Origin of the sequence: Streptomyces sp. Ru73 (genome assembly GCF_002920575.1) — a bacterium.
GTDB lineage: Bacteria > Actinomycetota > Actinomycetes > Streptomycetales > Streptomycetaceae > Streptomyces.
This window is the reverse complement of record NZ_PQSQ01000030.1, coordinates 49,024-73,748: the sequence shown is the minus strand read 5'-3', so window position 1 is coordinate 73,748 and position 24,725 is coordinate 49,024. Positions and strand designations below refer to the sequence as shown.

24 protein-coding genes and 1 riboswitch are annotated in these 24,725 nt (G+C 71.9%); of the genes, 12 read left to right on the top strand and 12 right to left on the bottom strand.

The genetic code is table 11. The features are described 5' to 3' along the window. Positions 1-111: 111 nt before the first annotated feature. The 3 genes from C3486_RS15940 to C3486_RS15930 form a co-directional block, all read right to left on the bottom strand. A complete protein-coding gene (locus tag C3486_RS15940) occupies positions 112-942 on the bottom strand; it encodes a carbohydrate ABC transporter permease (protein ID WP_103833367.1) in 831 nt (276 codons plus the stop codon). Then, positions 939-1,925, bottom strand: coding sequence for a carbohydrate ABC transporter permease (locus C3486_RS15935; protein WP_103833366.1), 987 nt, complete (start codon positions 1,923-1,925; stop codon positions 939-941). The genes C3486_RS15940 and C3486_RS15935 overlap by 4 nt, the downstream gene beginning before the upstream one ends. Positions 1,926-2,003: 78 nt before the next feature. After that, positions 2,004-3,257, bottom strand: coding sequence for an extracellular solute-binding protein (locus C3486_RS15930; RefSeq protein WP_103833365.1), 1,254 nt, complete (start codon positions 3,255-3,257; stop codon positions 2,004-2,006). 242 nt (positions 3,258-3,499) lie between these two features. Between C3486_RS15930 and C3486_RS15925 the strand changes: the two genes are divergently transcribed. The 6 genes from C3486_RS15925 to C3486_RS15900 all read left to right on the top strand — a co-directional run bounded on the left by C3486_RS15925 (position 3,500) and on the right by C3486_RS15900 (position 10,767). Beyond that, on the top strand, positions 3,500-4,261 hold the full coding sequence (locus tag C3486_RS15925) for a GntR family transcriptional regulator (protein ID WP_103833364.1): 762 nt from the start codon (positions 3,500-3,502) through the stop codon (positions 4,259-4,261). 127 nt (positions 4,262-4,388) lie between these two features. After that, positions 4,389-4,658 carry a DUF3311 domain-containing protein gene (locus tag C3486_RS15920; RefSeq protein ID WP_103833363.1) on the top strand — a complete coding sequence of 90 codons (270 nt, stop codon included), beginning with the start codon at positions 4,389-4,391 and terminating at the stop codon, positions 4,656-4,658. Next, positions 4,655-6,283, top strand: a complete 1,629-nt coding sequence (mctP, locus tag C3486_RS15915; RefSeq protein ID WP_103833362.1) for a monocarboxylate uptake permease MctP — start codon at positions 4,655-4,657, stop codon at positions 6,281-6,283. The genes C3486_RS15920 and mctP overlap by 4 nt, the downstream gene beginning before the upstream one ends. Positions 6,284-6,364: 81 nt before the next feature. Beyond that, entirely contained in the window at positions 6,365-6,874 is a 510-nt protein-coding gene (locus tag C3486_RS15910) for a GNAT family N-acetyltransferase (protein WP_103833361.1), read from the top strand. A 99-nt stretch (positions 6,875-6,973) separates the two neighbouring features. Then, positions 6,974-7,130, top strand: a riboswitch (cobalamin riboswitch). Positions 7,131-7,282: 152 nt separating this feature from the next. Continuing rightward, a complete protein-coding gene (locus tag C3486_RS15905; RefSeq protein WP_103833360.1) occupies positions 7,283-9,721 on the top strand; it encodes a ribonucleoside-diphosphate reductase subunit alpha in 2,439 nt (812 codons plus the stop codon). After that, positions 9,712-10,767, top strand: coding sequence for a ribonucleotide-diphosphate reductase subunit beta (locus C3486_RS15900; protein ID WP_103833359.1), 1,056 nt, complete (start codon positions 9,712-9,714; stop codon positions 10,765-10,767). The genes C3486_RS15905 and C3486_RS15900 overlap by 10 nt, the downstream gene beginning before the upstream one ends. 85 nt (positions 10,768-10,852) lie before the next feature. Here C3486_RS15900 and def read toward each other — a convergent pair whose 3' ends face one another. The 8 genes from def to C3486_RS15860 form a co-directional block, all read right to left on the bottom strand. Beyond that, on the bottom strand, positions 10,853-11,497 hold the full coding sequence (def, locus tag C3486_RS15895) for a peptide deformylase (protein WP_103833358.1): 645 nt from the start codon (positions 11,495-11,497) through the stop codon (positions 10,853-10,855). A gap of 102 nt (positions 11,498-11,599) precedes the next feature. Then, positions 11,600-12,586: a hypothetical protein gene (locus C3486_RS15890; protein ID WP_103833357.1), complete on the bottom strand. Its 987-nt coding sequence runs from the start codon at positions 12,584-12,586 to the stop codon at positions 11,600-11,602. 289 nt (positions 12,587-12,875) lie between these two features. Beyond that, a complete protein-coding gene (locus C3486_RS15885; RefSeq protein WP_103833356.1) occupies positions 12,876-14,192 on the bottom strand; it encodes an HD-GYP domain-containing protein in 1,317 nt (438 codons plus the stop codon). After that, positions 14,189-15,658: an HD-GYP domain-containing protein gene (locus C3486_RS15880; protein ID WP_103833355.1), complete on the bottom strand. Its 1,470-nt coding sequence runs from the start codon at positions 15,656-15,658 to the stop codon at positions 14,189-14,191. Before C3486_RS15880 ends, C3486_RS15885 begins: the two co-directional genes overlap by 4 nt. A 125-nt stretch (positions 15,659-15,783) precedes the next feature. Continuing rightward, positions 15,784-16,164: a mycothiol system anti-sigma-R factor gene (gene rsrA / locus C3486_RS15875; protein ID WP_103833354.1), complete on the bottom strand. Its 381-nt coding sequence runs from the start codon at positions 16,162-16,164 to the stop codon at positions 15,784-15,786. Continuing rightward, positions 16,161-16,883, bottom strand: coding sequence for a sigma-70 family RNA polymerase sigma factor (locus C3486_RS15870; RefSeq protein WP_219822228.1), 723 nt, complete (start codon positions 16,881-16,883; stop codon positions 16,161-16,163). The genes rsrA and C3486_RS15870 overlap by 4 nt, the downstream gene beginning before the upstream one ends. 275 nt (positions 16,884-17,158) lie before the next feature. Continuing rightward, the gene (locus C3486_RS15865) at positions 17,159-17,794 is read right to left on the bottom strand and encodes an alpha/beta family hydrolase (protein ID WP_103833352.1); all 636 of its coding nucleotides are present in this window, start codon (positions 17,792-17,794) and stop codon (positions 17,159-17,161) included. A 46-nt stretch (positions 17,795-17,840) separates the two neighbouring features. Further along, the gene (locus C3486_RS15860) at positions 17,841-18,659 is read right to left on the bottom strand and encodes an SOS response-associated peptidase (protein ID WP_103833351.1); all 819 of its coding nucleotides are present in this window, start codon (positions 18,657-18,659) and stop codon (positions 17,841-17,843) included. Positions 18,660-18,694: 35 nt separating this feature from the next. On the opposite strand from C3486_RS15860, the gene C3486_RS15855 reads away from it, so the two are divergent. The 4 genes from C3486_RS15855 (at position 18,695) to C3486_RS15840 (ending at position 22,372) form a co-directional block, all read left to right on the top strand. Beyond that, positions 18,695-19,411: a M50 family metallopeptidase gene (locus C3486_RS15855; protein WP_103833350.1), complete on the top strand. Its 717-nt coding sequence runs from the start codon at positions 18,695-18,697 to the stop codon at positions 19,409-19,411. A 124-nt stretch (positions 19,412-19,535) separates the two neighbouring features. After that, the gene (gene aroA, locus C3486_RS15850) at positions 19,536-20,897 is read left to right on the top strand and encodes a 3-phosphoshikimate 1-carboxyvinyltransferase (protein ID WP_103833349.1); all 1,362 of its coding nucleotides are present in this window, start codon (positions 19,536-19,538) and stop codon (positions 20,895-20,897) included. Positions 20,898-20,908: 11 nt separating this feature from the next. Then, positions 20,909-21,919 carry a ribosome small subunit-dependent GTPase A gene (gene rsgA, locus C3486_RS15845; RefSeq protein ID WP_103833348.1) on the top strand — a complete coding sequence of 337 codons (1,011 nt, stop codon included), beginning with the start codon at positions 20,909-20,911 and terminating at the stop codon, positions 21,917-21,919. Positions 21,920-22,048: 129 nt separating this feature from the next. Then, positions 22,049-22,372, top strand: a complete 324-nt coding sequence (locus tag C3486_RS15840; RefSeq protein ID WP_103833347.1) for a multidrug efflux SMR transporter — start codon at positions 22,049-22,051, stop codon at positions 22,370-22,372. A gap of 15 nt (positions 22,373-22,387) precedes the next feature. Here the strand turns inward: C3486_RS15840 and C3486_RS15835 are convergent, their stop codons facing one another. Further along, the gene (locus C3486_RS15835) at positions 22,388-23,089 is read right to left on the bottom strand and encodes a TetR/AcrR family transcriptional regulator (protein WP_103833346.1); all 702 of its coding nucleotides are present in this window, start codon (positions 23,087-23,089) and stop codon (positions 22,388-22,390) included. A 189-nt stretch (positions 23,090-23,278) separates the two neighbouring features. Between C3486_RS15835 and hisN the strand changes: the two genes are divergently transcribed. Together hisN and C3486_RS15825 are read left to right on the top strand one after the other, a co-directional pair. Then, positions 23,279-24,073, top strand: a complete 795-nt coding sequence (gene hisN / locus C3486_RS15830) for a histidinol-phosphatase (protein WP_103833345.1) — start codon at positions 23,279-23,281, stop codon at positions 24,071-24,073. A gap of 218 nt (positions 24,074-24,291) precedes the next feature. Next, on the top strand, positions 24,292-24,696 hold the full coding sequence (locus C3486_RS15825; RefSeq protein WP_103833371.1) for a cyclic nucleotide-binding/CBS domain-containing protein: 405 nt from the start codon (positions 24,292-24,294) through the stop codon (positions 24,694-24,696). Positions 24,697-24,725: the final 29 nt, after the last annotated feature.

Genomic DNA, 24,725 nt, shown 5'->3' with positions numbered 1-24,725 from the left:
GTACGGGGCCGGGAGCGGTCTTCATCAGACCGCATTCCGGCGGCACCGGGCCGGAGGCAGGCGGAATCGGGCCGCGGAACGCCGGGGCCGGTACGGCGGGGCCGGTGTCCCTCACCCCTTCACCGCCCCCGAGGTGAGTCCGCCGACGGCCTTGCGCTGGAGGAAGAGGAAGAGGACCAGGATGGGGAGGGCGAAGAGGGAGGCGGCGGCCATGGTGGCGCCCCAGTCGTCGCCGAAGTTGGTCTGGAAGCCGGAGAGCCACAGGGGCAGGGTCTGCGCCTCGGTCTGCTTGTTGAGGATGAGGACGAGGGGGAACTCGTTCCAGGCGGTGATGAAGCCGAAGAGCGAGGTGGCCATCAGCCCGGGCGCGAGCAGCGGAAGGATGACCCGGACGAACGCCTGGACGCGGGAGCAGCCGTCGACCATGGCGGACTCCTCCAGCTCCTTGGGCACGGCCGCGATGTAGCCGCGGAGCGTGAGGATCGTGAAGGGCAGCACCATCACCATGTAGAAGACGGTGAGCGGTACGAGGCTGTTCAGCAGGGCGGCGTCCCGGACGATCATGTAGATCGCGATGACCATGACTTCCCAGGGCGCCATCTGGGCGATCATGAAGGTGAGGATGACGCCGCGGCGTCCCTTGAAACGCATCCGGGCGATCGCGAAGGACGCGAGCAGCGCGATGACCAGGGACATGCCGACCGCGAGGACGGTGACGGTGACGGAGTTGCCGACATAGGTCCAGAAGTGCGGGGCGCCGACGGCGGTCCGGAAGTGTTCCAGGGTCGGGGTGAGCGGGAACCACACCGGGTCCTCGCTGATGATGTCGCCGGTCGGCTTCAGCGCCGTACTGAACATCCAGTAGACGGGGAAGAGGAAGCCGGCGGTGAGGACCAGGGCCGTGGCGTTGGGCCAGACCCGGCCGAAGAGCGTGCGCTTCATCGCTCGTCCTCCTCTTGCCGCAGCACGATGCGGAGGTAGTACGACGTGAGGGCGAGCAGGATGAGGATGGTCAGCAGGGAGACGGCGGCGCCCATGCCGTAGTGCTGGTTGCCCATGCCCTCGATGTAGGCGTAGACGGGCAGGATCTCGGTGAGCCGGTCGGGGCCGCCCTCGTTGATGGCGAACACCTGGGTGAACGCCTTGAAGACCCAGATGACTTCGAGGAAGGTCGTCGCGTAGAGGAACGGCCTGATGAACGGCAGGGTGACCGAGGTGAAGCCCTTCCAGACGCCGGCCCCGTCCAGGGCGGCCGCCTCGTACAGCTCCTTGGGGATCGTGGTCGTCGCGGCGTAGAGGTTGATCGCGACGAACGGCACGGACTGCCAGACGATCAGCACGGTGATCACGAAGAAGGTGGAGAACTGGCTGCCGGTCCAGTTGAAGGCCGCCATGCCGTGCCATCCGAGGTGGTCCAGTACCCAGTTGACGACGCCGAAGCGCTGGGCGAAGAGCCACTGGTAGACGGTGGTGGCGGCGATGACGGGCATGGCCCAGGCGAGGACCAGGCCGAACATGAGGGTGAACCGCATCCGGCGGCCGAGCCGCGCGAGGAGCAGCCCGACGAGGGTGCCGACGGCCATGATGAGGACGACGTTGGCGGCGGTGAAGAGGATGGAGCGGAGGGTGACCTGCCAGAATTCGGCGTTGCCGAGGATCTGGCGGTAGTTGGCGACGCCGTTCCACTCCGTGGCGTGCTGGATCAGCTGCCCCATGTTGAGGTTCTGGAAGGACAGCACGCCGTTGGTGAGCATCGGGTAGCCGAGGAAGACCACCGTGACGGCGAGGGCCGGCAGCAGCAGGAGGTACGGTGCCCGGCCTGCCGCCCGTGCGCGGGCCCGGGACGGTGACCGGTGCGGTCCGCCGGTCCGCTGCTTCCGCACGGTGCCGGGCGGCTCCCCGGCCCGTCTGGTCTGTACTGACATGGCTGCCATCTCGTTCGCGCCCTCCCCGGTGGTGCGTCCGCCGGGGGACGCGGGCCGTCCCCCGGCGGATGCCGGTGCTTACTGCTGCTGGCCGAGCCGCTTGTTGAACTCGCCCTCGACCTGCCGGGCGGCGTCCGCGGCGTCCTTTCCGTTGAGGACGGCGGTCATGTACGTCTTGATGGGGTTGGGCGGGTTCTCCACGGCGCCCCATTCGGGGATGAGCGGGGTGGTGCCGCCGCCCTCGACGGCGGGGGCGGCCGCCTCGCCGGCGGGGTTGCCCTTCAGTGCGCTCTGCAGCGACTCCTTGTTGGGGATGACGCCGCCCTCCTTGGCGAGCTGTCCCTCGAACTTGTCGGAGAGCGCGATCTTCAGGAACTCCTTGGCCAGGTCCTGCTTCTGGCTGCCCGCAGCGACGGCGAGGTTGGAGCCGCCGAGGAAGACGCCCTCGGGCTTGCCGGCGGTCTCACCCGGGATGGTGAAGTAGCCGATGTCCTTCTCGATCTTCGGGTTGGCCTTGATCGCGATGCCCGACTCCCAGCCCATGCCGATGAACGCGCCGGTCTTCCCCTTGGCGAAGACCTCGCCCTGCTGCGGGGTGGCCTCGTCCTTGTCCTTGGGTGCCTTGCTGAAGGACTGGTACTGCTTGTAGATGTCCATGGCCTTGGCGACCTTGGGGTCGGCGAGGTTGGAGACCCACTTGCCGCCCTGCTTCTTCACCAGGTCGGCCTGGGTGCCGATGGTGAGGCCGTCGAAGAAGTACCAGTTCTGGCCGGGCAGGTAGAGCGGCTCGGCGTCGGTCTTCTTCTGGATCTTCGCCAGGTCCGCGAAGAACTCGGTGCGGGTCTTCGGGGTGCCCTTGATGCCGGCCTCGGCCCAGATCCTCTTGTTGTAGATCACCACGCGGTTGGCGGCGAACCAGGGAGCGGCGTACTGCTTGCCCTGGTAGACGGCCGACTTGTTGAGGGACGGCGTCCAGTCGGCGCCGATCTCCTTCTTCAGGTCGTCCAGTTCGGCGAGGCCCGAGGTCTTGGCGTAGGCCGGGGTCTGGGTGTTGCCGACCTCCAGGACGTCGGGCGGGTTCTCCTCGGAGAGCGCTGTGGTGATCTTCTGCTGAATGCCGTTCCACTTCTGGATTTCGATCTTCAGCTTGGCGCCGGTCTTCTTCTCGAAGGCCGCCTTGACGTCCTTGGTCCAGCCGGGCGGGGTGGAGCCGTCCATGGCCCATACGGTGAGCGTCTTGTCGTCCGCCCCCGCCGACTCGCCGGACCCGCAGGCCGCGACACTTACCAGCATTCCCGCGACAGCTGTCGCCGCGATCAGCCCACGCTTCACAGCACACTCCCCTAATGGCTGGGTGTGGTCTTTAATGGTTTAGACCAGTGCCCGCAGCTTGGCCTAGACCTTTAGGGGTGTCAAGAGGTGTATAAGAGTCGCAGTCGGCTCCGTTACCGGACCGACATCCGGCATGCGCGGACCTGCGAGGGAGCATCGGCACCGCACCCGTGCCACGATGTGAGCCGCTACGTACGGAGGAGCCGGTGACGACAGCACGAGTGGAGTCGGAAGGGCGGGCAATGGAGACCGACGGGGCCGGAGCGGAGTCCGGCGGCGGAGCCGCGCGCACCACCCGTGTGCCCAAGTACTACCGGCTCAAGCGGCACTTGCTGGAGATCACCGAGACCCTGCCGCCGGGCACGCCGGTACCGCCCGAGCGCACCCTGGCCGCGGAGTTCGACACCTCCCGGACCACCGTCCGGCAGGCCCTGCAGGAACTGGTCGTCGAAGGACGGCTGGAGCGCATCCAGGGCAAGGGCACCTTCGTCGCCAAGCCCAAGGTCTCCCAGGCCCTGCAACTGACCTCCTACACCGAGGACATGCGCGCCCAGGGCCTGGAGCCCACCTCGCAGCTGCTGGACATCGGGTACGTCACCGCCGACGACCGGCTGGCCGGGCTGCTGGACATAGCGGCCGGCGGCCGGGTGCTGCGGATCGAGCGGCTGCGGCTGGCCAGCGGCGAGCCGATGGCCATCGAGACCACCCATCTCTCGGCCAAGCGCTTCCCCGCGCTCCGCCGGAACCTGGTGAAGTACACCTCGCTCTACACCGCGCTCGCCGAGGTCTACGACGTCCGCCCGGCGGAGGCCGAGGAGACCATCGAGACCTCGCTCGCCACGCCGCGCGAGGCCGGGCTGCTGGGCACCGACGTCGGCCTGCCGATGCTGCTGCTCTCCCGGCACTCCCTGGACCGCGAGGGCCGCCCTGTGGAGTGGGTGCGCTCGGTCTACCGCGGCGACCGGTACAAGTTCGTGGCCAGGCTGCAGCGGCCGGACGACTAGGCGGGCCGGGGCTCTGACACCCAAACCGTATCCGTACCGATATGCGGACGGTGGGTGACGTCCCCCGCTGCGCGCGCTTAGATTTCCTGGCCTCTACAGAGTGATCGTCAGGGATGGAGCAGCGGATATGACAGAGCCAGCCGAAACACCCCGATCCGGGCCGATCATCACGCCCACCCGTGTGGTGGCCGGCCTGTGCCTGCTCGCTCCGTTCGTGGCCATGCTGTGGGTGAGTTCGTACGCGAAGGTCGAACCGACCCTGATCGGCATCCCGTTCTTCTACTGGTACCAGATGCTCTGGGTGCTGATCTCGACGGCGCTGACGATGGTCGCGTACAAGCTCGTGCAGCGTGAGCAGCGCGCCCTGCGCGCCCGCAAGGGGGGTGCGGGCAAGTGAAGGACGGCATCAACGGCGTGGCACTCGCCGTCTTCGTCTTCTTCTTCCTCGCCGTGACGGTCATGGGCTTCATGGCCGCGCGCTGGCGCAAGGCCGAGCAGTCCGCGAACCTCGACGAGTGGGGCCTGGGCGGCCGCAGCTTCGGCACGTGGGTGACGTGGTTCCTGCTCGGCGGTGACCTGTACACCGCTTACACGTTCGTGGCCGTGCCCGCGGCGATCTACGCGGCCGGCGCCGCCGGCTTCTTCGCCGTGCCGTACACGATCCTCGTCTACCCGCTGATCTTCACCTTCCTGCCCCGGCTGTGGTCGGTGTCGCACAAGCACGGGTACGTCACCACCTCGGACTTCGTGCGCGGCCGCTTCGGCTCCAAGGCGCTGTCGCTGGCCGTGGCGCTGACCGGCATCCTCGCCACGATGCCGTACATCGCCCTCCAGCTCGTCGGCATCCAGGCGGTGCTGGACGTGATGGGCGTCGGCGGCGGCGAGAGCACGAACTGGTTCATCAAGGACCTGCCGCTGCTCATCGCGTTCGGCGTGCTGGCCGCTTACACCTACTCCTCGGGCCTGCGCGCGCCCGCGCTGATCGCGTTCGTCAAGGACGGCCTGATCTACCTCGTCATCGCCGTCGCGATCATCTACATCCCGATCAAGCTGGGCGGCTTCGACCACATCTTCCACGTGGCGGGCGACGCCTTCGCGCAGAAGAACCCGGCCACGGGCAAGCCGCGCGGCGAGCTGGCGAGCGGGCCCAACGCGCAGTGGGCGTACGCGACGCTGGCGCTCGGCTCGGCGCTGGCGCTGTTCATGTACCCGCACTCGATCACCGCGACGCTCTCCTCGCAGAGCCGCAACGTGATCCGCCGCAACACCACCATCCTGCCGCTGTACTCCCTGATGCTCGGCCTCCTCGCACTGCTGGGCTTCATGGCCATCGCGGCCGGCATCAAGGTGCAGAACGGCCAGCTGGCGATTCCGCAGCTGTTCGAGAACATGTTCCCCGACTGGTTCACGGGCGTGGCGTTCGCCGCGATCGGCATCGGCGCGCTGGTGCCGGCGGCCATCATGTCGATCGCCGCGGCGAACCTCTTCACCCGCAACATCTACAAGGACTTCCTCAAGCCCGGCGCGACGCCCGCGCAGGAGCACAAGGTCGCCAAGATCGTGTCGCTGCTGGTGAAGGTCGGCGCGCTGGCGTTCGTCCTGACGATGGACAAGACGGTGGCCATCAACTTCCAGCTGCTGGGCGGCATCTGGATCCTGCAGACCATGCCGGCGCTGGTGGGCGGCCTGTTCACCCGCTGGTTCCACCGCTGGGCGCTGCTGGCCGGCTGGGCGGTCGGCATGGTGTACGGCACGGTCGCGGCGTACGGCGTGGCCAGCCCGACGCAGAAGCACTTCGGCGGGTCGAGCGCGGAGATCCCCGGCATCGGCGAGATCGGCTACATCGGCCTGACCGCGTTCGTGCTGAACGTCCTGGTGACGCTGGTGCTCACGGTCGTCCTGCGGGCCGTGAAGGCCCCCGCGGGCGTCGACGAGACCTCCCCCGAGGACTACACCGCGGACGCCGGCGACAAGGGCGTCCAGGTCGACCTGCCCCCGGCCACAGCGGGCTCCGCACACTGAGCCACGCGCACTTCCGAGAACGACGGGCCGCCGGTGAAAACCGGCGGCCCGTCGTCGTACCCGCGGTGCACACTGACGGCCATGGACTTTTCGATCAGGCGGATCCGTACGGAGGAACACGAGCGGCTCGGCGAGATCACCGGGCAGGCGTATCTCGGTGACGGGTTCCTGGACTTCGGCGAGAGCGACGGGTATCTGCGCGAGCTGCGGGACGTGGCGCGCCGGGCAGCCGAGGCGGAGGTGCTGGTGGCCGTGGCGGACGCCGGTGAGCTGCTGGGCGGGGTGACGTTCGTGCCGGCGGGCGGCCCGTGGGCGGACATCGCGCGGCCGGGCGAGGCGGAGTTCCGGATGCTGGCGGTGGCGCAGGAGGCGCGCGGCCGGGGCGTGGGCGAGGCGCTGGTGCGGGCGTGCGTGGAGCGGGCGCGGGCCGCGGAGGGCTGCGTACGGCTGGTGCTGTCCACACAGCAGTCGATGCGCGACGCGCACCGGATCTACGCGCGGCTGGGCTTCGCGCGCACGCCGGAGCGGGACTGGGAGCCGGTGCCGGGTCTCCCGGCGCTGCACACGTACGCCCTGGAGCTCGGCGCCTGAGCCCCAGCGGGCCGGCCCGTCCGGGCGCGGCACACGGCCACCGGCGTAGCGCTCGGCACCGGCCCCCGTACGCACCGTGGCAGCGCGACACAAGATATGGGTGCGGTAGCGGAAGGCGGCACAAGATGTATGCTCGTCTCCGCTGTCGCCGCAGGGGAATCCGGTGCGAATCCGGAACTGTCCCGCAACGGTGTGCTGAGTGGGCTTTTGTGCGCACTTGCGAGTCCGAGGACCTGCCGACGGTACGCCCGCGGCCGTCCCGGCACGGGCGTCGAGACGTCCGGGCTTCGTGGGTTGGGCCGGTGGACGCCGCGTGGTGTGCCCGCGTGCCCGGAAGGGCGTCCGGCGCGGCTGCCCGTGAGCCTCCGTCACCCCTCCCCCGGCCCAGCCGAGTGAGGAGAGCACAAGGTGACCATCGCGCCAGCGGAGTCAGCACAACAGGCGCAGCCCGCCGACGAGGCACGGCCGGCCGCCGCGCAGCCCGGCGACGGCCCCGGCACGGCCCTGCTGCGCACCCTGACCGCCCTCACCGCCGACCTCCCCGCGACCGACCCGGGCAAGGTCGCGGCGGCGGCGCTGCGCGGCCGCAACGCCCGCTCGGACGAGGCGGAGCTGCGGGGGCTGGCCATGGAGGCCGCCGCCGGACTGATCGGCGACGAGCCGCAGTACTCCAAGCTGGCCGCGCGGCTGCTGACGGCCGCCATCGCCGAGGAGGCCGCGAGCCAGGGCGCCACGGGCTTCGCCGCCTCGGTCGCCACGGGCCATCGCGAGGGGCTGATCGCCGACGGCACCGCCGAGTTCGTGCGGACGCACGCGGCGCGGCTGGACGCCCTGGTGGACGCGGCCCTCGCGGACGGCGCCGACGACCGCTTCGGCTACTTCGGGCTGCGCACGGTCCACTCCCGCTACCTGCTGCGCCACCCGCTGACCCGCAAGGTCATCGAGACGCCGCAGCACTTCCTGCTGCGGGTCGCGTGCGGGCTGGCCGAGGACCACTCCGAGCGCGCGCTCGCGGACGTCGCGGAGCTGTACGGGCTGACGAGCACCCTCTCCTACCTGCCGTCCTCCCCCACGCTCTTCAACTCCGGCACCCGCCACCCGCAGATGTCCTCCTGCTACCTGCTGGACTCGCCGCTGGACGAGCTGGACTCGATCTACGACCGGTACCACCAGGTCGCGCGGCTCTCGAAGCACGCGGGCGGCATCGGCCTGTCGTACTCCCGCATCCGGGCCCGCGGTTCGCTGATCCGCGGCACCAACGGGCACTCCAACGGCATCGTGCCGTTCCTGCGCACGCTGGACGCCTCGGTGGCCGCGGTGAACCAGGGCGGCCGCCGCAAGGGCGCGGCCTGCGTGTACCTGGAGACCTGGCACGCGGACCTGGAGGAGTTCCTGGAGCTGCGGGACAACACCGGCGAGGACGCGCGGCGCACCCACAACCTGAACATCGCGCACTGGATCCCGGACGAGTTCATGCGCCGGGTCGAGGCGGACGCGGACTGGTCACTGTTCTCGCCGGCGGACGTGCCGGACCTGGTGGACCTGTGGGGCGCGGAGTTCGACGCCGCGTACCGGAAGGCCGAGGCCGAGGGGAAGGCCGTCAAGGCGGTGCCGGCCCGCACCCTGTACGCGCGGATGATGCGGACGCTGGCCCAGACCGGCAACGGCTGGATGACCTTCAAGGACGCCGCCAACCGCACCGCGAACCAGACGGCGGAGCCGGGCCGGGTCGTGCACTCCTCGAACCTGTGCACGGAGATCCTGGAGGTCACGGACGACTCCGAGACGGCCGTGTGCAACCTCGGCTCCGTCAACCTCGCCGCCCACCTCGCCGAGGAGGCCGCCGGCCCGGAGGAGGCGATGGACTGGGAGAAGCTGGACGCGACCGTCCGCACGGCCGTGACCTTCCTCGACCGCGTCGTGGACATCAACTTCTACCCGACCGAGCAGGCCGGCGCCTCCAACTCCCGCTGGCGGCCGGTGGGTCTGGGCCTGATGGGCCTCCAGGACGTCTTCTTCCGCCTCCGCCTGCCGTTCGACTCGCCCGAGGCGCGCGAGCTGTCCACCCGGATCTCCGAGCGGATCATGCTCGCGGCGTACGAGGCGTCGGCCGACCTCGCCGAGCGGCACGGGCCGCACCCGAACTGGTCCGCGACCCGCACCGCACGCGGCGTGCTGCACCCGGACCACTACCCGAACGCGGAGCCGCGCTGGGCGGACCGCTGGGCTGCGCTGCGGGACCGCATCGCGCGCACCGGGATGCGCAACTCGCTGCTGCTGGCCATCGCGCCGACCGCGACCATCGCCTCCATCGCCGGCGTGTACGAGTGCATCGAGCCGCAGGTCTCCAACCTCTTCAAGCGCGAGACGCTGAGCGGGGAGTTCCTGCAGGTCAACGCGTACCTGGTGGAGGACCTGAAGAAGGCCGGCAGCTGGGACGCGCGCACCCGTGAGGCGCTGCGCGAGGGCAACGGTTCGGTGCAGGACGTGCCGTGGATCCCCGAGGAGATCCGGGCGCTGTACCGCACGGCCTGGGAGATCCCGCAGCGCGCCCTGATCGACATGGCGGCGGACCGCACGCCGTACCTGGACCAGAGCCAGTCCCTGAACCTCTTCATGGCGGCGCCGACCATCGGCAAGCTCAGCTCGATGTACGCCTACGCCTGGAAGCGCGGCATCAAGACCACCTACTACCTGCGGTCGCGCCCGGCCACCCGGATCGCCCAGTCCGCACGCGGTACGGCTGCCGCCGCCACCGCCCCCGTCCCCGTCCCCCAGCAGGCGACCGACCCCGAGGCGATCGCCTGCTCCCTGGAAAACCCCGAGTCCTGCGAGGCATGCCAGTGACCACCGCCGCCGAGAAGACCACCGTCAGCACCGCCGGGGGAACCGTGAAGAACCTCCTCGACCCGGGCTTCGAGCTGACCCTGCGGCCCATGCGGTACCCGGACTTCTACGACCGCTACCGGGACGCGATCAAGAACACCTGGACCGTGGAGGAGGTCGACCTCCACTCCGACGTGGCCGACCTCGCCAAGCTCTCGCCGGGCGAGCAGCACCTGATCGGCCGGCTGGTCGCCTTCTTCGCGACCGGCGACTCGATCGTGGCCAACAACCTGGTCCTCACGCTCTACAAGCACATCAACTCCCCCGAGGCGCGTCTCTACTTGAGCCGTCAGCTCTTCGAGGAGGCGGTGCACGTCCAGTTCTACCTGACGCTGCTGGACACCTATCTGCCCGACCCGGACGACCGCGCGGCCGCGTTCGCCGCCGTCGAGAACATCCCCTCCATCCGCGAGAAGGCCCAGTTCTGCTTCCGGTGGATGGACCACGTGGAGGAGATCGAGCGGCTGGAGACCAAGGCGGACCGCCGCCGCTTCCTGCTGAACCTGATCTGCTTCGCGGCCTGCATCGAGGGGCTGTTCTTCTACGGCGCGTTCGCGTACGTGTACTGGTTCCGCTCGCGCGGCCTGCTGCACGGCCTGGCCACCGGCACCAACTGGGTGTTCCGTGACGAGACCATGCACATGGACTTCGCGTTCTCGGTCGTGGACACGGTCCGCGAGGAGGAGCCCGACCTCTTCGACGACGCGCTGGAGCAGCAGGTCACCGCCATGCTGAAGGAGGCGGTCGAGGCCGAGCTGCAGTTCGCGCACGACCTGTGCGGCGACGGCCTGGCGGGCATGAACACCGACTCGATGCGCGAGTACCTGCAGTGCGTGGCCGACCAGCGGCTGCGGCGGCTCGGGTTCGCGCCGGTGTACGGCTCGGAGAACCCGTTCTCCTTCATGGAGCTGCAGAACGTCCAGGAGCTGACGAACTTCTTCGAGCGCCGCGCGTCCGCCTACCAGGTCGCGGTCGAGGGCTCGGTCTCCTTCGACGACGAGTTCTAGAGCCTCCGGACGCGCGAGGCCGTCCCCCGGGCGAGGTGATGCGCCCGTTCGGGGGACGGCCGGCGCGGCGTGCGGTGCGGGCCCGTCAGTCGTTGGGGACGACGGGGTAGCGCGGCTCGCGCTCCGCCATCTGCTTCAGCACGTCCTTGCGCTCGCGCTTGGAGAGCCGGTCGATGTAGAGGTAGCCGTAGAGGTGGTCGGTCTCGTGCTGGAGGCAGCGCGCGAAGTAGCCGGTGCCCTCGACGGCGATGGGGTTGCCCTGCGCGTCCTGGCCGCGGACCACGGCGTAGTCGGGGCGGGCCAGCTCGGCGTAGGCGCCGGGCACCGACAGGCAGCCCTCGTTGGAGTCGTCCAGCACCCGGCGCTCGGCGGGCAGCTCGTCCAGCTTGGGGTTGCAGACCACGCCGACGTGGCGTACGCCCTGGTCGTCCATGCAGTCGTAGACGAAGACCTTCAGGTCGACGCCGATCTGGTTGGCGGCCAGGCCCACGCCCTCGGCGGTGCGCTGGGAGGCGAACATGTCGTCGATGAGCTTGGCCAGCTCGTCGTCGAACTCGGTGACGTCCTTGCACTCCTTGTGCAGCACCGGATTGCCGACCACGGTGATCGGGCGGGAGGTGCCGCGCTCGCGGTACGCCTTCTCGCGCGCGTCCGCGTCGGTCACGTCATCGATGAACTCGCCGTCCACCTGCTGCTCGCCGTCCTGATCAAACACCTGCTGCTGCGCCATGTCCGCCGCACGCCTTCCGCGATTTTCCGCAAAGATTCTTCTTAGCTGCCCGTACAGGGTACGGGGACCGGCCGGGCGCCCGCCGACGGAACCGGCCCGGACTCAGCAGACCTCTTCCAGGTCCCGCCACTCACGGGTGTCCGGGCTGTCGGCCACCCAGCCGTCCAGCAGGCCCCGCACCAGCCCGGCGGGCGCGGCGATGCCGCACTCGCGCTCGGGCACCCACAGGGAGCCGGAGCCGGCCGTGCGGTGCCCCAGCGGGCCCGGGTGGCCCGGCTCACTGTGGTCGTGCGGGTCGAGGTGCGCGCCGTCGCCCTCGTCGCTGGGCATCCGGCTCTCGGAGCAGGTGCGGCAGAGCAGGCGGACGGAGGAGGACCAGTCCTCGGCCGCGTACCCGGCGTCCGCGGCCAGCCGCTCCAGCGCGTCCCGGTCGGCCTCGCCCGCCGCCTCCAGCAGGACGACCCAGGTGGGCACCGGGGAGGGCGCCCACAGCTCGATCTCGTCGAAGACCGGGTAGGCGGGCCCGGCCGTGGTGGTGCGCTCGCCGTGCGGGACGCCGTCGTGCAGCACGACCTCGCCCCAGCGGCGCCCGGAGGACGGCAGCGGGATGGAGAGCACCTCGATGCGGGCCGGGTCCAGCCGGCGGCCCCAGACGACCTCGGCCTCGCCCTCGGGCGAGAGGCGGACGGCGGCGCTGCCCAGCTGCATGCCGCGCGGCTCCCCGGAGGGCGCGCCCTCGCCGGGCACGTGGAGGCCGTACGCCTGCCAGGCGCGGCGGGCCAGCGGCCAGTCCTGCAGCGCGGTGGCCGCGATGCCGACGTTCCACCAGTCGGGCGCTCCGGCTTCGCGGTCCAGCAGGGCGACGGCCCGGAGCCCCGCGGTGCGGGCCTGCTCCCAGTCGTGCCGGAACTTGTGCAGCAGGGCGAGGTTGAACCACGACTCGGACAGCCACGGCTCCATGTCGGCGGCACGGGTGAGCAGCGCGCCCGCGTCCTCGTAACGGCCGTCGCCGATCAGCGTGAAAGCGCGGTCGGTCGCCTGCCGCCACGAGGCGGAGGGCCGGTGCCGTACCTTGCCGAAGATCCTCACGATTCCCGCCTGCCGATTGCGTCCTTGGTGCCGTCCGGCGGACGGCCGAGGGGCTCACTCGACAACCTGCCACAGTTTGCCGCCGGGCTCAGCCCGATGGCCGGTGCCCCCTGCTGCTCCTTGCCTTGCGCAGCCCCCCTGAACCCCGCTTTTCGGGGCTCTCTTCGCATCCAACCATGCCCATATCCGGGACCGCTCATTACCCATCGGTTCTGTGACCTTGAACCGGTACCCCGATACGCCGCGGCTATCCCCCGGCGCCCCTCCCGCACTCGGGTGGTGCCGCCGCTCAGGCCGGGCCGAGCGGCCGGGACAGCACCCGCGCGAGGGCCTCCACCACCCGGGGCTCGAAGTCCTGCGCGGTCGACAGGCGCAGCCGCTCCAGGGCGCGCAGCGTGCCGCCGGGGCCACCGTCGCCGCCCGCGAGGTCGTCGTAGGCGTTCACGGTGCGCACGATGCGGGCCGGGAGCGGCTGGTCACGGAACGGGTCGGCCTGCCGCTCCACGATCATCGCGACCTCGGCGGGCACCCCGGTCTGGCGGACGACGGCCCCGCCGAGCAGGGCGATCCTGCGCTGCTCGGCGGGCGGCAGGCCGGCCGTGGCACCGCCGGTCACCGGGTCGACCAGGGAGAGCTGGCCGATGTCGTGCATCAGGGCCGCGTACTCCAGGACGCCCAAGTCGGCCTCGCCCAGTCCCAGTTCCCGGCCCACGGCGCGGCTGAGGACGGCGACCCGGCGGGCGTGCCCCTGCGGGGTGTAACCGGCGATCTCGGTGGCGCGGGCGAGGGAGGCGATGGTCTGCCGGTAGGTGGCCCGGACGGCGGCGTAGCGCCGGAAGGAGAACTGGGTGAGCAGCAGCGGCAGGCAGAAGACGGGCAGCGCCCAGAGCCCGGCGACGGCCGTGGCCAGGGCGATGACCAGGCCCGTCGCGCAGATCGCCGAGCCGATGCCGAGCAGGGAGCGCAGCTCGTCGCGGAGCAGCGGGCCGTACGGCCAGCCGGTGCGGGCCTTGGCGAGCGCGGCGGCGAGCACGGCGTCGCACAGGGCGGTGAGCGCGAGCAGGCCGAGGAGGTAGCAGGTGTAGTACGTGCCGTCGCCGATCCAGGCGGCCAGCCGGCCGGTGGTGTAGAGCGGCTGGAAGCAGGTGGCGGCGAAGCCGACGGTCAGGACGCGGCGCGCGATGTGGTCCAGCGCGGGGCCGCGGCCGAGCGCCACGTGGGGGACGAGGCCGACGAGCCCGGCCGCGACGACGACGGCGACGGTCTGCAGGACGCCGTGCGAGGTGGGGCGGCCGCCGACCTCGCCGAGCAGGGCGTAGGCCAGGGCTCCGGCGACGCCGAGCGGGGCGCTCTCGCGGTCGCCGGGCAGCGCGCCCGCACCGCCGCGCGCGGGCGGTCCCGCGCCCCAGCGGGCCAGCTCGCCGACCGCTATGAGGGCGCCGAAGGCCAGCGCGATGCCGGGGTCGGACAGGCCGCGCCAGAGCGTGTGGCCCAGCGCCAGGCAGGCCAGCGCGCCGGCCGCCGCGTAGACGAGGGCGACGGCGGCGGGCGTGCCGGTGCGGTGCGGGACGGCGAACGCGTCGCCGTGCCCCGTGGCGGCGCTCACCGCTCACCGCCGGCGGACCCGGGCCGCGGGGCGGCCGCGGTGCCCGGGACGGCGGCCGTACCGTGCGGGGGCACGGCGTCCGGTGTGTCGGGGCGCCTGCGGAGGGGGACGCGCGCCGGGCGCGCGGCCGGCGCGGCGGGTCCGTCCGCGCCCGCTGTCACGACCCCGGGCTGCCAGCCGTGCCGGGCGAGCGCGGCTACCAGGGCCCGGACCATGCGCGGGTCGAGCTGGGCGCCCGCGCTGCGGCGCAGCTCGGCGACGGCGGCGGCGACCGGGCGGGCGCGGCGGTAGGAGCGGGTGGAGGTCATCGCGTCGAAGGCGTCGGCGACCGCGACCACCCGGGCGAATTCGGGGATCTCCCGTCCCCGCAGGCCGTAGGGGTAGCCCTTGCCGTCCATCCGTTCGTGGTGGTGCAGGATCGCGGCCCTGGCCTCGCCGAGGAAGCCGATCCCACGGACGATCTCGTGGCCGTACTCCGGATGGAGCTCGATGACGCGGCGCTCCTCGGGGGTGAGCGGGCCGTCCTTGCGCAGCAGCCGGGTGGGCACCCCGAGCTTGCCGACGTCGTGCAGGATGCCGGCGAAGCGGATCACTTCGAGGCGGTCCTCGGACATGCCGAGCTCGCGGGCGATCATGACGGAGGCGCGGCCGACGCGCTCGCTGTGCCCGCGGGTGTAGCGGTCCTTGAGGTCGACGGCCTGCACGAGGGCGCGGATGGTGGCCTGGTGGGCCGCGCGTTCGCGGTGGTACTGCGCGAAGACCCAGCAGGAGATGTACATGGGCAGCAGGACGAGCAGGGCCGCCGGCGGGCCGTACGAGCTGCGCCAGAGGACGGCCATCATCAGTCCGGCCAGGCCGTGCACCAGGTGCGGGGCGAGCGAGCGGAGCAGCAGGCCGCGCCAGGCGGTGCGCGCGGGGTGCCGCTCGGCGGCGATCAGGACGCCGCCGTCCAGCGCCGCGAGGACGGTGCAGAAGACCGCGGTGGCCGCCGCTGCGGGCAGCAGCGCCCAGGGGAACTCGGGGGTGAGCACGGCCCGGCTGCCGCCCGCGCCGAAGACCTGCGCGGCTGCCCGGGCGGCCAGCGCCAGCTCGGCGGCGTGCCAGACGCGGCGCGCGGTGGCCGAGCGCTCCTCGGTGGGGGCGAGCAGCGCGCCCGGCAGCGCGACCAGCGCCGCTGCCGCCGGCGGCAGCAGGAAGACCCCGGCGAGCAGCACGGGGCAGCCCCACCGGGGCGGCATGCCGTCGCGGTATCCGGGTGCGCCGCCGGGGCGGGACCTGGCCCGGGTGAGCGTGCGGGTCAGCGGGCAGTCCCGGATGCGCTCGCAGGCGGCGTAGAGCACGGCGAGCAGGGCCACGGTGGGCCAGGGGGTGCCCGCTGCGGGCAGGACGGCGGGGGCGGCACAGGCGGCCGCCGCCCCTACGGCACCTCCGATGTACGCGTACGCGGCCACGGGCAGCTGCCGCATGGCGCCTCCTCCCCACGGCTCCCGGATCCGGTGAGCTTAGAAGGCGTCGGCGGCGCGTGCGGGCGCATCGGCGGATTGGGCGGGGCTCGCGCGCCCGCCCTCACCCGATGGAGTGATCCGGCGCGCTATTCGGCGCGTGCGGCCTCGGTGGGTGCATCGGCGTCGGTCGGACCGGGCTGATGGCCCGGCCCCTCCGCTGCGCCGGACTCCTGCTGGGCCTGCTCCAGCACGCTCTTCTCGGGCACGGTCTCGCCGGCCCGGATGAGCTCGATCCGCCCCATGACCTTCGACCGCAGGTCGGCGGGGACGTCGTCGTGGCCGCAGCAGCGCTTCACGAGCTTCTTCACGGCCTGCTCCAGGCCGTACTTCTCCAGGCAGGGCGAGCACTCGTCGAAGTGCTCCTCGAACTTGGTGCACTCCCCGTCCGGCATCTCGCGGTCGAGATACTCGTACAGGTGGTCAAGGACCTCGGAGCAGTCCGTCTCGTGCGGGTCTCCGCAGCTCATGATGCCGAGCCTTTCCGATCGTGCGGCTGCTTCGCCGACGTAGCCGCAGCACCCGCTCCGGCCGGGACCAGCCCGCGGTCCCGGGCGTAGTCCTCCAGCATGCCGCGCAGCTGCCGGCGGCCACGGTGCAGGCGGGACATCACCGTGCCGATGGGGGTTCCCATGATGTCGGCGATCTCCTTGTACGCAAAGCCCTCTACGTCCGCGAGATAGACCGCTATACGGAATTCCTCGGGAATCGCCTGCAGGGCCTCCTTCACGTCCGAGTCCGGCAGGTGGTCCAGCGCCTGCGACTCCGCTGAGCGCAGACCGGTGGACATGTGCGACTCGGCGCGCGCCAGCTGCCAGTCCTCGATCTCCTCGGCCGCGCTGCGCTGCGGCTCCCGCTGCTTCTTGCGGTAGGAGTTGATGAAGGTATTGGTCAGGATGCGGTACAGCCAGGCCTTGAGGTTGGTGCCCTCACGGAACTGGTGGAAGGACGCGTACGCCTTGGCATACGTCTCCTGCACCAGGTCTTCCGCGTCCGCCGGATTGCGCGTCATGCGCAGGGCTGCGGAGTACATCTGGTCCAGGAAGGTCAGCGCGTCGCGCTCGAAGCGCGCATTGCGCTCGGCCTCCGACTCGCCCGTCGTCCGCGTGCGGGCAGCCTCCGCCTGGTCCTCGTTGCGTGCTTGTGCCGTGCCGTCGGTCCCTGCGTCGGTACCGGTGACCGGACCCACCTCCTCCAACACCGTGCCGGATCCGGATGCGGACCCGCTCGAATCGGAGAATAGACGACGATCCGGTACCACCGCCGCTCCGGCCGTGACGTGGCGTCCCGGCTGGACCTGTGCCTGCGGCACCGTCCAGGTCGGACCCTGCGGTCGGGCCGGGCATGCGATCCCCATGCGGTGGACTCCCATTCCTCGTGCGTGCCAATACGTGGCTGCCTACGCCACGCACAACAGAGGAGGACCGCCGGGCATTCCCGCACCCGGAACGGGGTCGCGCGGGATCAGTCCGGCAGCCCGACCAGCCACTCGGCGGCGGCCTCCACGATCAGCATGAGGGCCTCGTCCTGGCCGATGGGCGCCTTCTTCGGCACCGCGAAGCCGTGATCGGCGTGCGGCACCTCGACGATCTCCGTGCCGCCCGGGAACTCCTCGGGGCGTCCGAAGGGGTCACGGCCGCCCTGGATCACCAGCGTGGGCACGCCGGCACCCGTCAGCTCCTCGGCTCGGGACTTCTCGGGCCTGCCCGGCGGGTGCAACGGGAAGCTGAGGGCGAGGACGGCGTGCGCGCCCAGCTCCCGCGCCGTACGGCAGGCCACCCGCGCCCCGGCACTGCGCCCGCCCGCGACCACCGGCAGGCCGGGCTTCCGCAGCGCGGGCCACAGGGCCGTCCAGGCCGTGTCCAGGGTCTTCGGCGCGGGCGCCAGCTTCTTGCCCGCCACCCGCCAGGGCTGCTCCACGAGGGCCACGGTGACGCCGCGCTCCGGGAGCGACGCGGCCAGCGCCGCCAGGTCCCGTGCCTCGATGCCGCCGCCGGCCCCGTGGCTCACGGCGAGCACGGAGCGGGCCGTGCCCTGCGCCTCGTGCCAGGTGATCCGGGCGTCGCCCGCCGGTGTGCCGACCGTCTCGCTCTCACTCATGGGGCCATCCTGCCCCGGCCGGCCCGCTGGACGGGCCGGCGGCCGGTCAGAAGAGCGTTTCCTCCTCCGGCGCGGGCAGCTCCTTCACGAGCTCGGGGCTGTTGTTGCGGACGTTGCTGACCTCGGTGGAGACCGGGTAGGCACGCATCATCCCGGCGGGCGGCGGCGCGAGCAGCTCGCGCAGCTCCTCGACGTCCGTGGTGGCCGGGTTCAGCCAGGCGTCCCAGCGGTCCGGCGGCAGGACCAGCGGCATCCGGGGGTGGATGTCGGCGAGCGACTGCGGGCCGGGGCCGCCGGACGCGCCGGCCAGCGGCGTGGTCTCGGCGGCGGTGGTGACCACGGAGCAGGTCGCCCACCAGGCCTGCGGGTGGTCCGGGGGCAGCGTCGGGTCGCGCCAGAACTCGTACAGCCCGGCCATCGCCATCACGGAGCCGTCGGCCGGGGTGACGAAGTACGGCTGCTTGCGGGGCCGCTTCTTGCGTCCCTGCTCCTCCAGCTGCCGCTCCCCCGCGCCGGTCACCCACTCGAAGTAGCCGTCGCCGGGCAGCAGGCAGCGGCGGGCCGCGAAGGGCTTGCGGAAGGACGGCTTCTCGTGGACCGTCTCCGCCCTGGCGTTGATCATCTTCACGCCGACGTCGGGTGATTTTGCCCACGACGGCACCAGGCCCCACTTCAGTGGCCGCAGCTGGCGAACCGGACGCCGGTCATCCGCGTCTTTGACGGGGCGTTCGAGCACCGCGTAGACGTTCTTGGTGGGGGCGACATTCCAGTCGGGAGCGAGGGTCTCCTCGGGCTCCCACTTCTCGACCTCGAAGATCCCCACCAGATCCTCGGGCCGCCTGCTCGCCGCATACCGTCCGCACATGTATGCCACAGTGCCACGCCACACCTAGGGGAGAGATGGACACGGATCACATCACCGACGTATGGGACCGGGTTTTCGCCACCCAGCCCGATCCGTCCCTGTGGCTGGTCGTGGTCACCGGCCTCGTCGCCCTGGCGGTGGTGGTCCCCTACGGCGCCTGGCGGATGGCCCGTAACGCCATCACCATCGCGCACGAGGGCGGGCACGGCCTCGTGGCCCTGCTGACCGGCCGGAAGCTGGACGGCATCCGTCTGCACTCCGACACCTCGGGGCTGACCGTCAGCCGCGGCAAGCCGCACGGCCTCGGCATGATCCTGACCGCGGCGGCGGGCTACATCGCCCCCTCGTTGCTCGGCCTGGCCGGGGCCGCGCTGCTCGCCGCCGGGCACATCACGGCGCTGCTGTGGGGCGCGACGGCCCTGCTGCTGGCGATGCTGGTGATGACCCGGAACGCGTACGGCGTGCTGACGGTGGTGCTGGCCGGTGCGGCCTTCTTCCTGGTCTCCTGGCTGACCACGGCGGAGGTGCAGGCGGCGTTCGCGTACGCGGTGGTGTGGTTCCTGCTGCTGGGCGGGGTGCGGCCGCCGTTCGAGATCCAGAGCAAGCGGCGGCGCTCCGGAGGACAGGTGGACTCCGACCCGGACCAGCTGGCGCGGCTGACGAACGTGCCGGCCGCCGTCTGGCTGGGCCTCTTCCACGTGGTGACGCTCTGCTCACTCATCGGCGGCGGCCGCTGGCTGCTCAACCTGTGAGCCGAACCCGCGGGGTGCGGCCGGGCGGTCCGCGCACTGTTGCTTTACCAGTGCCATGTTTCGTACAGGTTGCGACCCATTTGATCAAGATCCGCACCTCTGGTGAGCCATTAAAGTGAGCTGCATGACCGAGAGCCCCGCACACTCCGCCCTCTGGCCAGCCCCCACCGCGCCCGGGGCGGTCGACGCGACCGTCACCGTGCCCGGGTCCAAGTCGGTCACCAACCGTGGCCTGGTCCTGGCCGCCCTCTCCTCCGAACCCGGCTGGCTGCGCCGCCCGCTGCGCTCCCGCGACACCCTCCTGATGGCGCAGGCGCTGCGCACCATGGGCGTGGGCATCGAGGAGACCATCTCCTCCAGCTCCGACCCGGCCGGGGAGCCGGGCGGCGGTGAGGCGTGGCGCGTGATCCCCGCCGGGCTGCGCGGCCCGGCCACCGTGGACGTGGGCAACGCCGGCACGGTCATGCGCTTCCTGCCGCCGGTCGCGACGCTGGCCGACGGCCCGATCCGCTTCGACGGCGACCCCCGGTCGTACGAGCGTCCGCTGGGCGGCGTGATCGACGGCCTGCGCGCCCTCGGCGCACGCATCGACGACGACAACCGCGGCGCCCTCCCGATGACCGTGCACGGCAGCGGCGGGCTGGACGGCGGCCGGGTCGAGATCGACGCGTCCTCCTCCTCGCAGTTCGTCAGCGCGCTGCTGCTGTCGGCGCCGCGCTTCAACCAGGGCGTGGAGGTGCGGCACGTCGGCGAGACGCTGCCGTCCATGCCGCACATCCGGATGACCGTGGACATGCTGCGGACCGCCGGCGCGCAGGTGGACACCCCGGAGTCCGGCGGGGAGCCGAACGTCTGGCGGGTCACCCCGGGCGCGCTGCTCGGCCGCGACCTGGTCGTCGAGCCCGACCTGTCCAACGCCCAGCCGTTCCTGGCGGCCGCGCTGGTCACCGGCGGCCGGGTCACCATCCCCGACTGGCCCGAGCACACCACTCAGCCGGGCGACGCGCTGCGCGAGATCTTCACCGAAATGGGCGGTTCCTGCGAGCTGACCGAGCAGGGCCTCACCTTCACCGGCAGCGGCCGGATCCACGGCATCGACATCGACCTGGGCGAGGTCGGCGAGCTGACCCCGGGCATCGCGGCCGTCGCGGCCCTCGCGGACTCCGAGTCCGTACTGCGCGGCGTCGCGCACCTGCGGCTGCACGAGACCGACCGGCTCGCGGCGCTCACCAAGGAGATCAACGGCCTGGGCGGCGACGTCACCGAGACCGCCGACGGGCTGCGCATCCGGCCGCGCCCGCTGCACGGCGGCGTGTTCCACACCTACGACGACCACCGCATGGCCACCGCGGGCGCGATCATCGGGCTGGCCGTCGACGGCGTCGAGGTGGAGAACGTCGCCACCACGGCCAAGACCCTGCCGGACTTCCCCGAGATGTGGACGGACATGCTCAGTCCCGCGGCGGCCACCGCCCGGAGAGCCTGAGAGTCCACGCCATGCGCCGCTACGGCAAGCACACCGACGAGGACGACGTCCGGGTCCGCCCCAACCGCAAGGGCAACCGTCCGCGTACGAACATCCGGCCCAAGCACGAGGACGCCAGCGAGGGCCTGGTCCTCACCGTGGACCGGGGCCGCATCACCTGCCTGATCGAGGACCGCACGGTCACCGCGATGAAGGCGCGCGAGCTGGGCCGCAAGGGCGTGGTGGTCGGCGACCGGGTCATGGTCGTCGGCGACCTCTCCGGCGCCAAGGACACCCTCGCCCGCATCGTCCGGGTCCAGCCGCGCACGTCCGTGCTGCGGCGCACGGCGGACGACGACGACCCGTTCGAGCGGGTGGTGGTCGCCAACGCCGACCAGCTGGCGATCGTCACGGCCCTCGCCGACCCCGAGCCGCGGCCCCGGCTGATCGACCGGTGCCTGGTCGCCGCGTACGACGCGGGCCTGGAGCCGCTGCTCGTGCTCACCAAGTCCGACCTGGCGCCGCCGGACACCCTGCTGGAGTCCTACGGCACGCTCGGCGTCCCGTACGTCGTCACCAACCGCGACGAGCTGGCCGACGGCACGGCCGCCGACCGGGTGCGCGAACGTCTGGCGGGCCGGATGACGGCCTTCGTGGGGCACTCGGGCGTGGGCAAGACGACGCTGGTCAACGCGCTGGTACCGGAGCGGAAGCGGGCCACGGGGCACGTGAACGCGGTCACCGGGCGCGGCCGGCACACCACCACCTCGGCGCTGGCCCTGCCGCTGCCGCACGAGGCGGGCGGCTGGGTGATCGACACGCCCGGCGTGCGCTCCTTCGGGCTGCACCACATCGACCCCTCGCGGGTGATCCACGCCTTCCCCGACCTGGAGCCGGGCACGGCCGACTGCCCGCGCGCCTGCAGCCACGACGAGCCGGACTGTGCGCTGGACCAATGGGTCGCCGAAGGGCACGCCGATCCGGCCCGGCTGTACTCGCTGCGGCGCCTGCTGGCCACCCGGGAGCGGCGCGAGGGCGACTGACGGCCCGCCACATCACCGCGCCCGGCGGGGAAAAGGTGCCTGCCGCGAGCCGCTGGTAACTGCATAATCACATCAGGCACGGGCTCTCAGTACGGGCGAAGCGGTCGCCGGACTCACGGAGGCAAACTGATGGCGTGGCTGCTCGTCGTGGTGGCGGGACTGTTGGAGACGGGCTTCGCGGTGTGCCTGAAGCTCTCGCACGGGTTCACCCGGCTGTGGCCCACGATCGCCTTCTGCGCCTTCGCACTCGGCAGCTTCGGACTGCTGACGCTGTCGCTGAAGAAGCTGGACGTGGGCCCGGCGTACGCGGTGTGGACCGGTCTGGGCGCGGCCGGCACCGCGATCTACGGCATGGTCTTCCTCGGGGACGTGGTGTCGACCCTGAAGATCGTCTCGATCACGCTGGTGATCGCGGGCGCCATCGGGCTGCAGTTCTCCGGCTCCGCGCACTGACCGGCCGGGCCGCGGTCAGCGCCCGGCCGGATGCCGCGGCAGCCCCGCGAACGCGCCGCGCACCAGCCGCCCGACCTCCTCGGGATCGGCGGGCGCGACCACGCAGGAGAGTGTGAGGCGGACCGCCGCCGTGCACGCGCTGCCCAGCTCGGTCAGCTCCTCCTTGGGCCAGTCCGCCTCCAGCGCGGCCACCGCCCGGTCGCTGAACCGGCCGACCAGCTCGCTCGGTCCGGGCAGCGGCGCCTCCACCGGCGGCGGCGCCATGGGGAAGCCGGTACGGGGCCCCGGCACCGGCGGCGGGAGCGACTGGTCGGCGGGCGAGGGCAGCCGCTCGTTCCAGCAGCCGGTCAGCACGGCCCGTACCAGGGGGTTGGCCTTAGCGGTACGCAGTGTCCAGTCGGCCGCGGCCGCCAGCCGGGCCGGCGCCTCCTCGGGCACGGCGGCCGGGCCGCCCGCACCGGCCGCGGCCTCCCCGTCCTCGGCCGGCACTCCCCCGGCGGGCCGGGACAGGATGCGCTCCACGCCCGCCAGGTAGCCCTCGGTCTCCCGGCGCACGAGGGCGCGCGCGAGCCCCTGCTTGCTGCCGAACTCGTTGTAGAGCGTCTGCCGGGAGACTCCGGCAGCGGCGGCGACATCCACCATCCGGACGCCTGCCCAGGGCCGCACTTCGAGCGCCGCGTAGGCGGCGTCCAGTAAGGAATCACGCGCTGCGGGCATCGTCGCCTCCCAGGCCGTAGTGCCCATATGGCCTTGTGTGCGCACAGAATTGACGCCCCGCCAGGTGGTGTCAAGGCTCCGGACGGAAGGTCTGCGGGCGGGTGCGGAAGGGTACTCAGGAGGGCGCCACGTCCGCCGGCCGCCGCGGGGTTTTCCGTGCTCAGGCGCCGAGAAAGATAGTGTGCGCACATGGCCGACTACCACGATGATCTCCGTCTCGCCCACGTCCTCGCGGACGCCGCGGACGCCGCGACCATGGAACGGTTCAAGGCGCTCGACCTGAAGGTGGAGACCAAACCGGACATGACGCCGGTGAGCGAGGCCGACAAGGCGGCCGAGGAGCTGATCCGCGGCCAGCTCGCGCGGGCCCGGCCGCGGGACGCGGTGCTCGGCGAGGAGTTCGGCTCGGAGGGCGCGGGTCCGCGCCGCTGGATCATCGACCCGATCGACGGCACGAAGAACTACGTGCGCGGGGTGCCCGTGTGGGCCACCCTGATCGCCCTGATGGAGCGCGGCGAGGGCGGCGACCGTCCGGTCGTGGGCGTGGTCTCGGCGCCCGCGCTGCACCGCCGCTGGTGGGCCGCCGAGGGGCTGGGCGCCTACTCCGGCCGCAGCCTGACCTCCGCCCAGCGTCTCCAGGTGTCCAGCGTGGCGCGCATCCAGGACGCCTCGTTCGCCTACTCCTCGCTCACCGGCTGGGAGGAGCTCGGCATGATGGGCGGCTTCCTGAACCTCTCGCGCGAGGTGTGGCGCACCCGTGCGTACGGCGACTTCTGGCCCTACATGATGGTCGCCGAGGGCTCGGTGGACATCTGTGCGGAGCCGGAGCTGTCGCTGTGGGACATGGCCGCATGCGCCGTTGTCGTACAGGAGGCCGGCGGACGTTTCACGTCGCTGGACGGGACCCCGGGCCCGCACGGCGGCAACGCCGCCGCCTCCAACGGGCTGCTCCACGACGACCTGCTGGGCCACCTGCGGGGCTGAGCGCCGCCACCGTCCGCGATCACTCCCGCGGGATCTCAAACGGCGCCTTGGGGCGCGTGACCGGCCGACCGGCCTTCACGCGCCCCTTGTCGCGTGCCACGGAGCATGTGAACATGAGAATCCCCCCGCTTGTGCATTTGTGAAATCTTTCTCCAGGCGCTTCCGGCGCCGGGAATTCCGCCGGGGGTTCACCAAGGAGGTGGCTCCACTCCATGCCCATGTACGTCAGGGACGCCATGAGCACGGTGGTCCTCACCATCGGGCCCGCACACACACTCCGGCAGGCGGCACATCTGATGGCGGCGCGGCGCGTCGGCGCCGCCGTCGTCCTCGACACCGACGCCGGAGGGCTCGGCATCCTCACCGAGCGCGACATCCTCAATTCCCTCGGCGCCGGGGAGAACCCCGACCACGAGACCGCTCAGAGCCACACCACGACCGATGTGGTCTTCGCGGCGCCGGAATGGACGCTGGACGAGGCCGCCACCGCCATGGTGCGCGGCGGCTTCCGCCACCTGATCGTCCTGGACGACCGGGAGCCGGTCGGCGTGGTGTCCGTACGCGACATCATGCGCTGCCGCGCGGCCGTCCGGGAGCGGACGGCGGCGGCCGTACCGGTCTGACACCGGCGGGCCGGCCGCGGCGCCGGCCC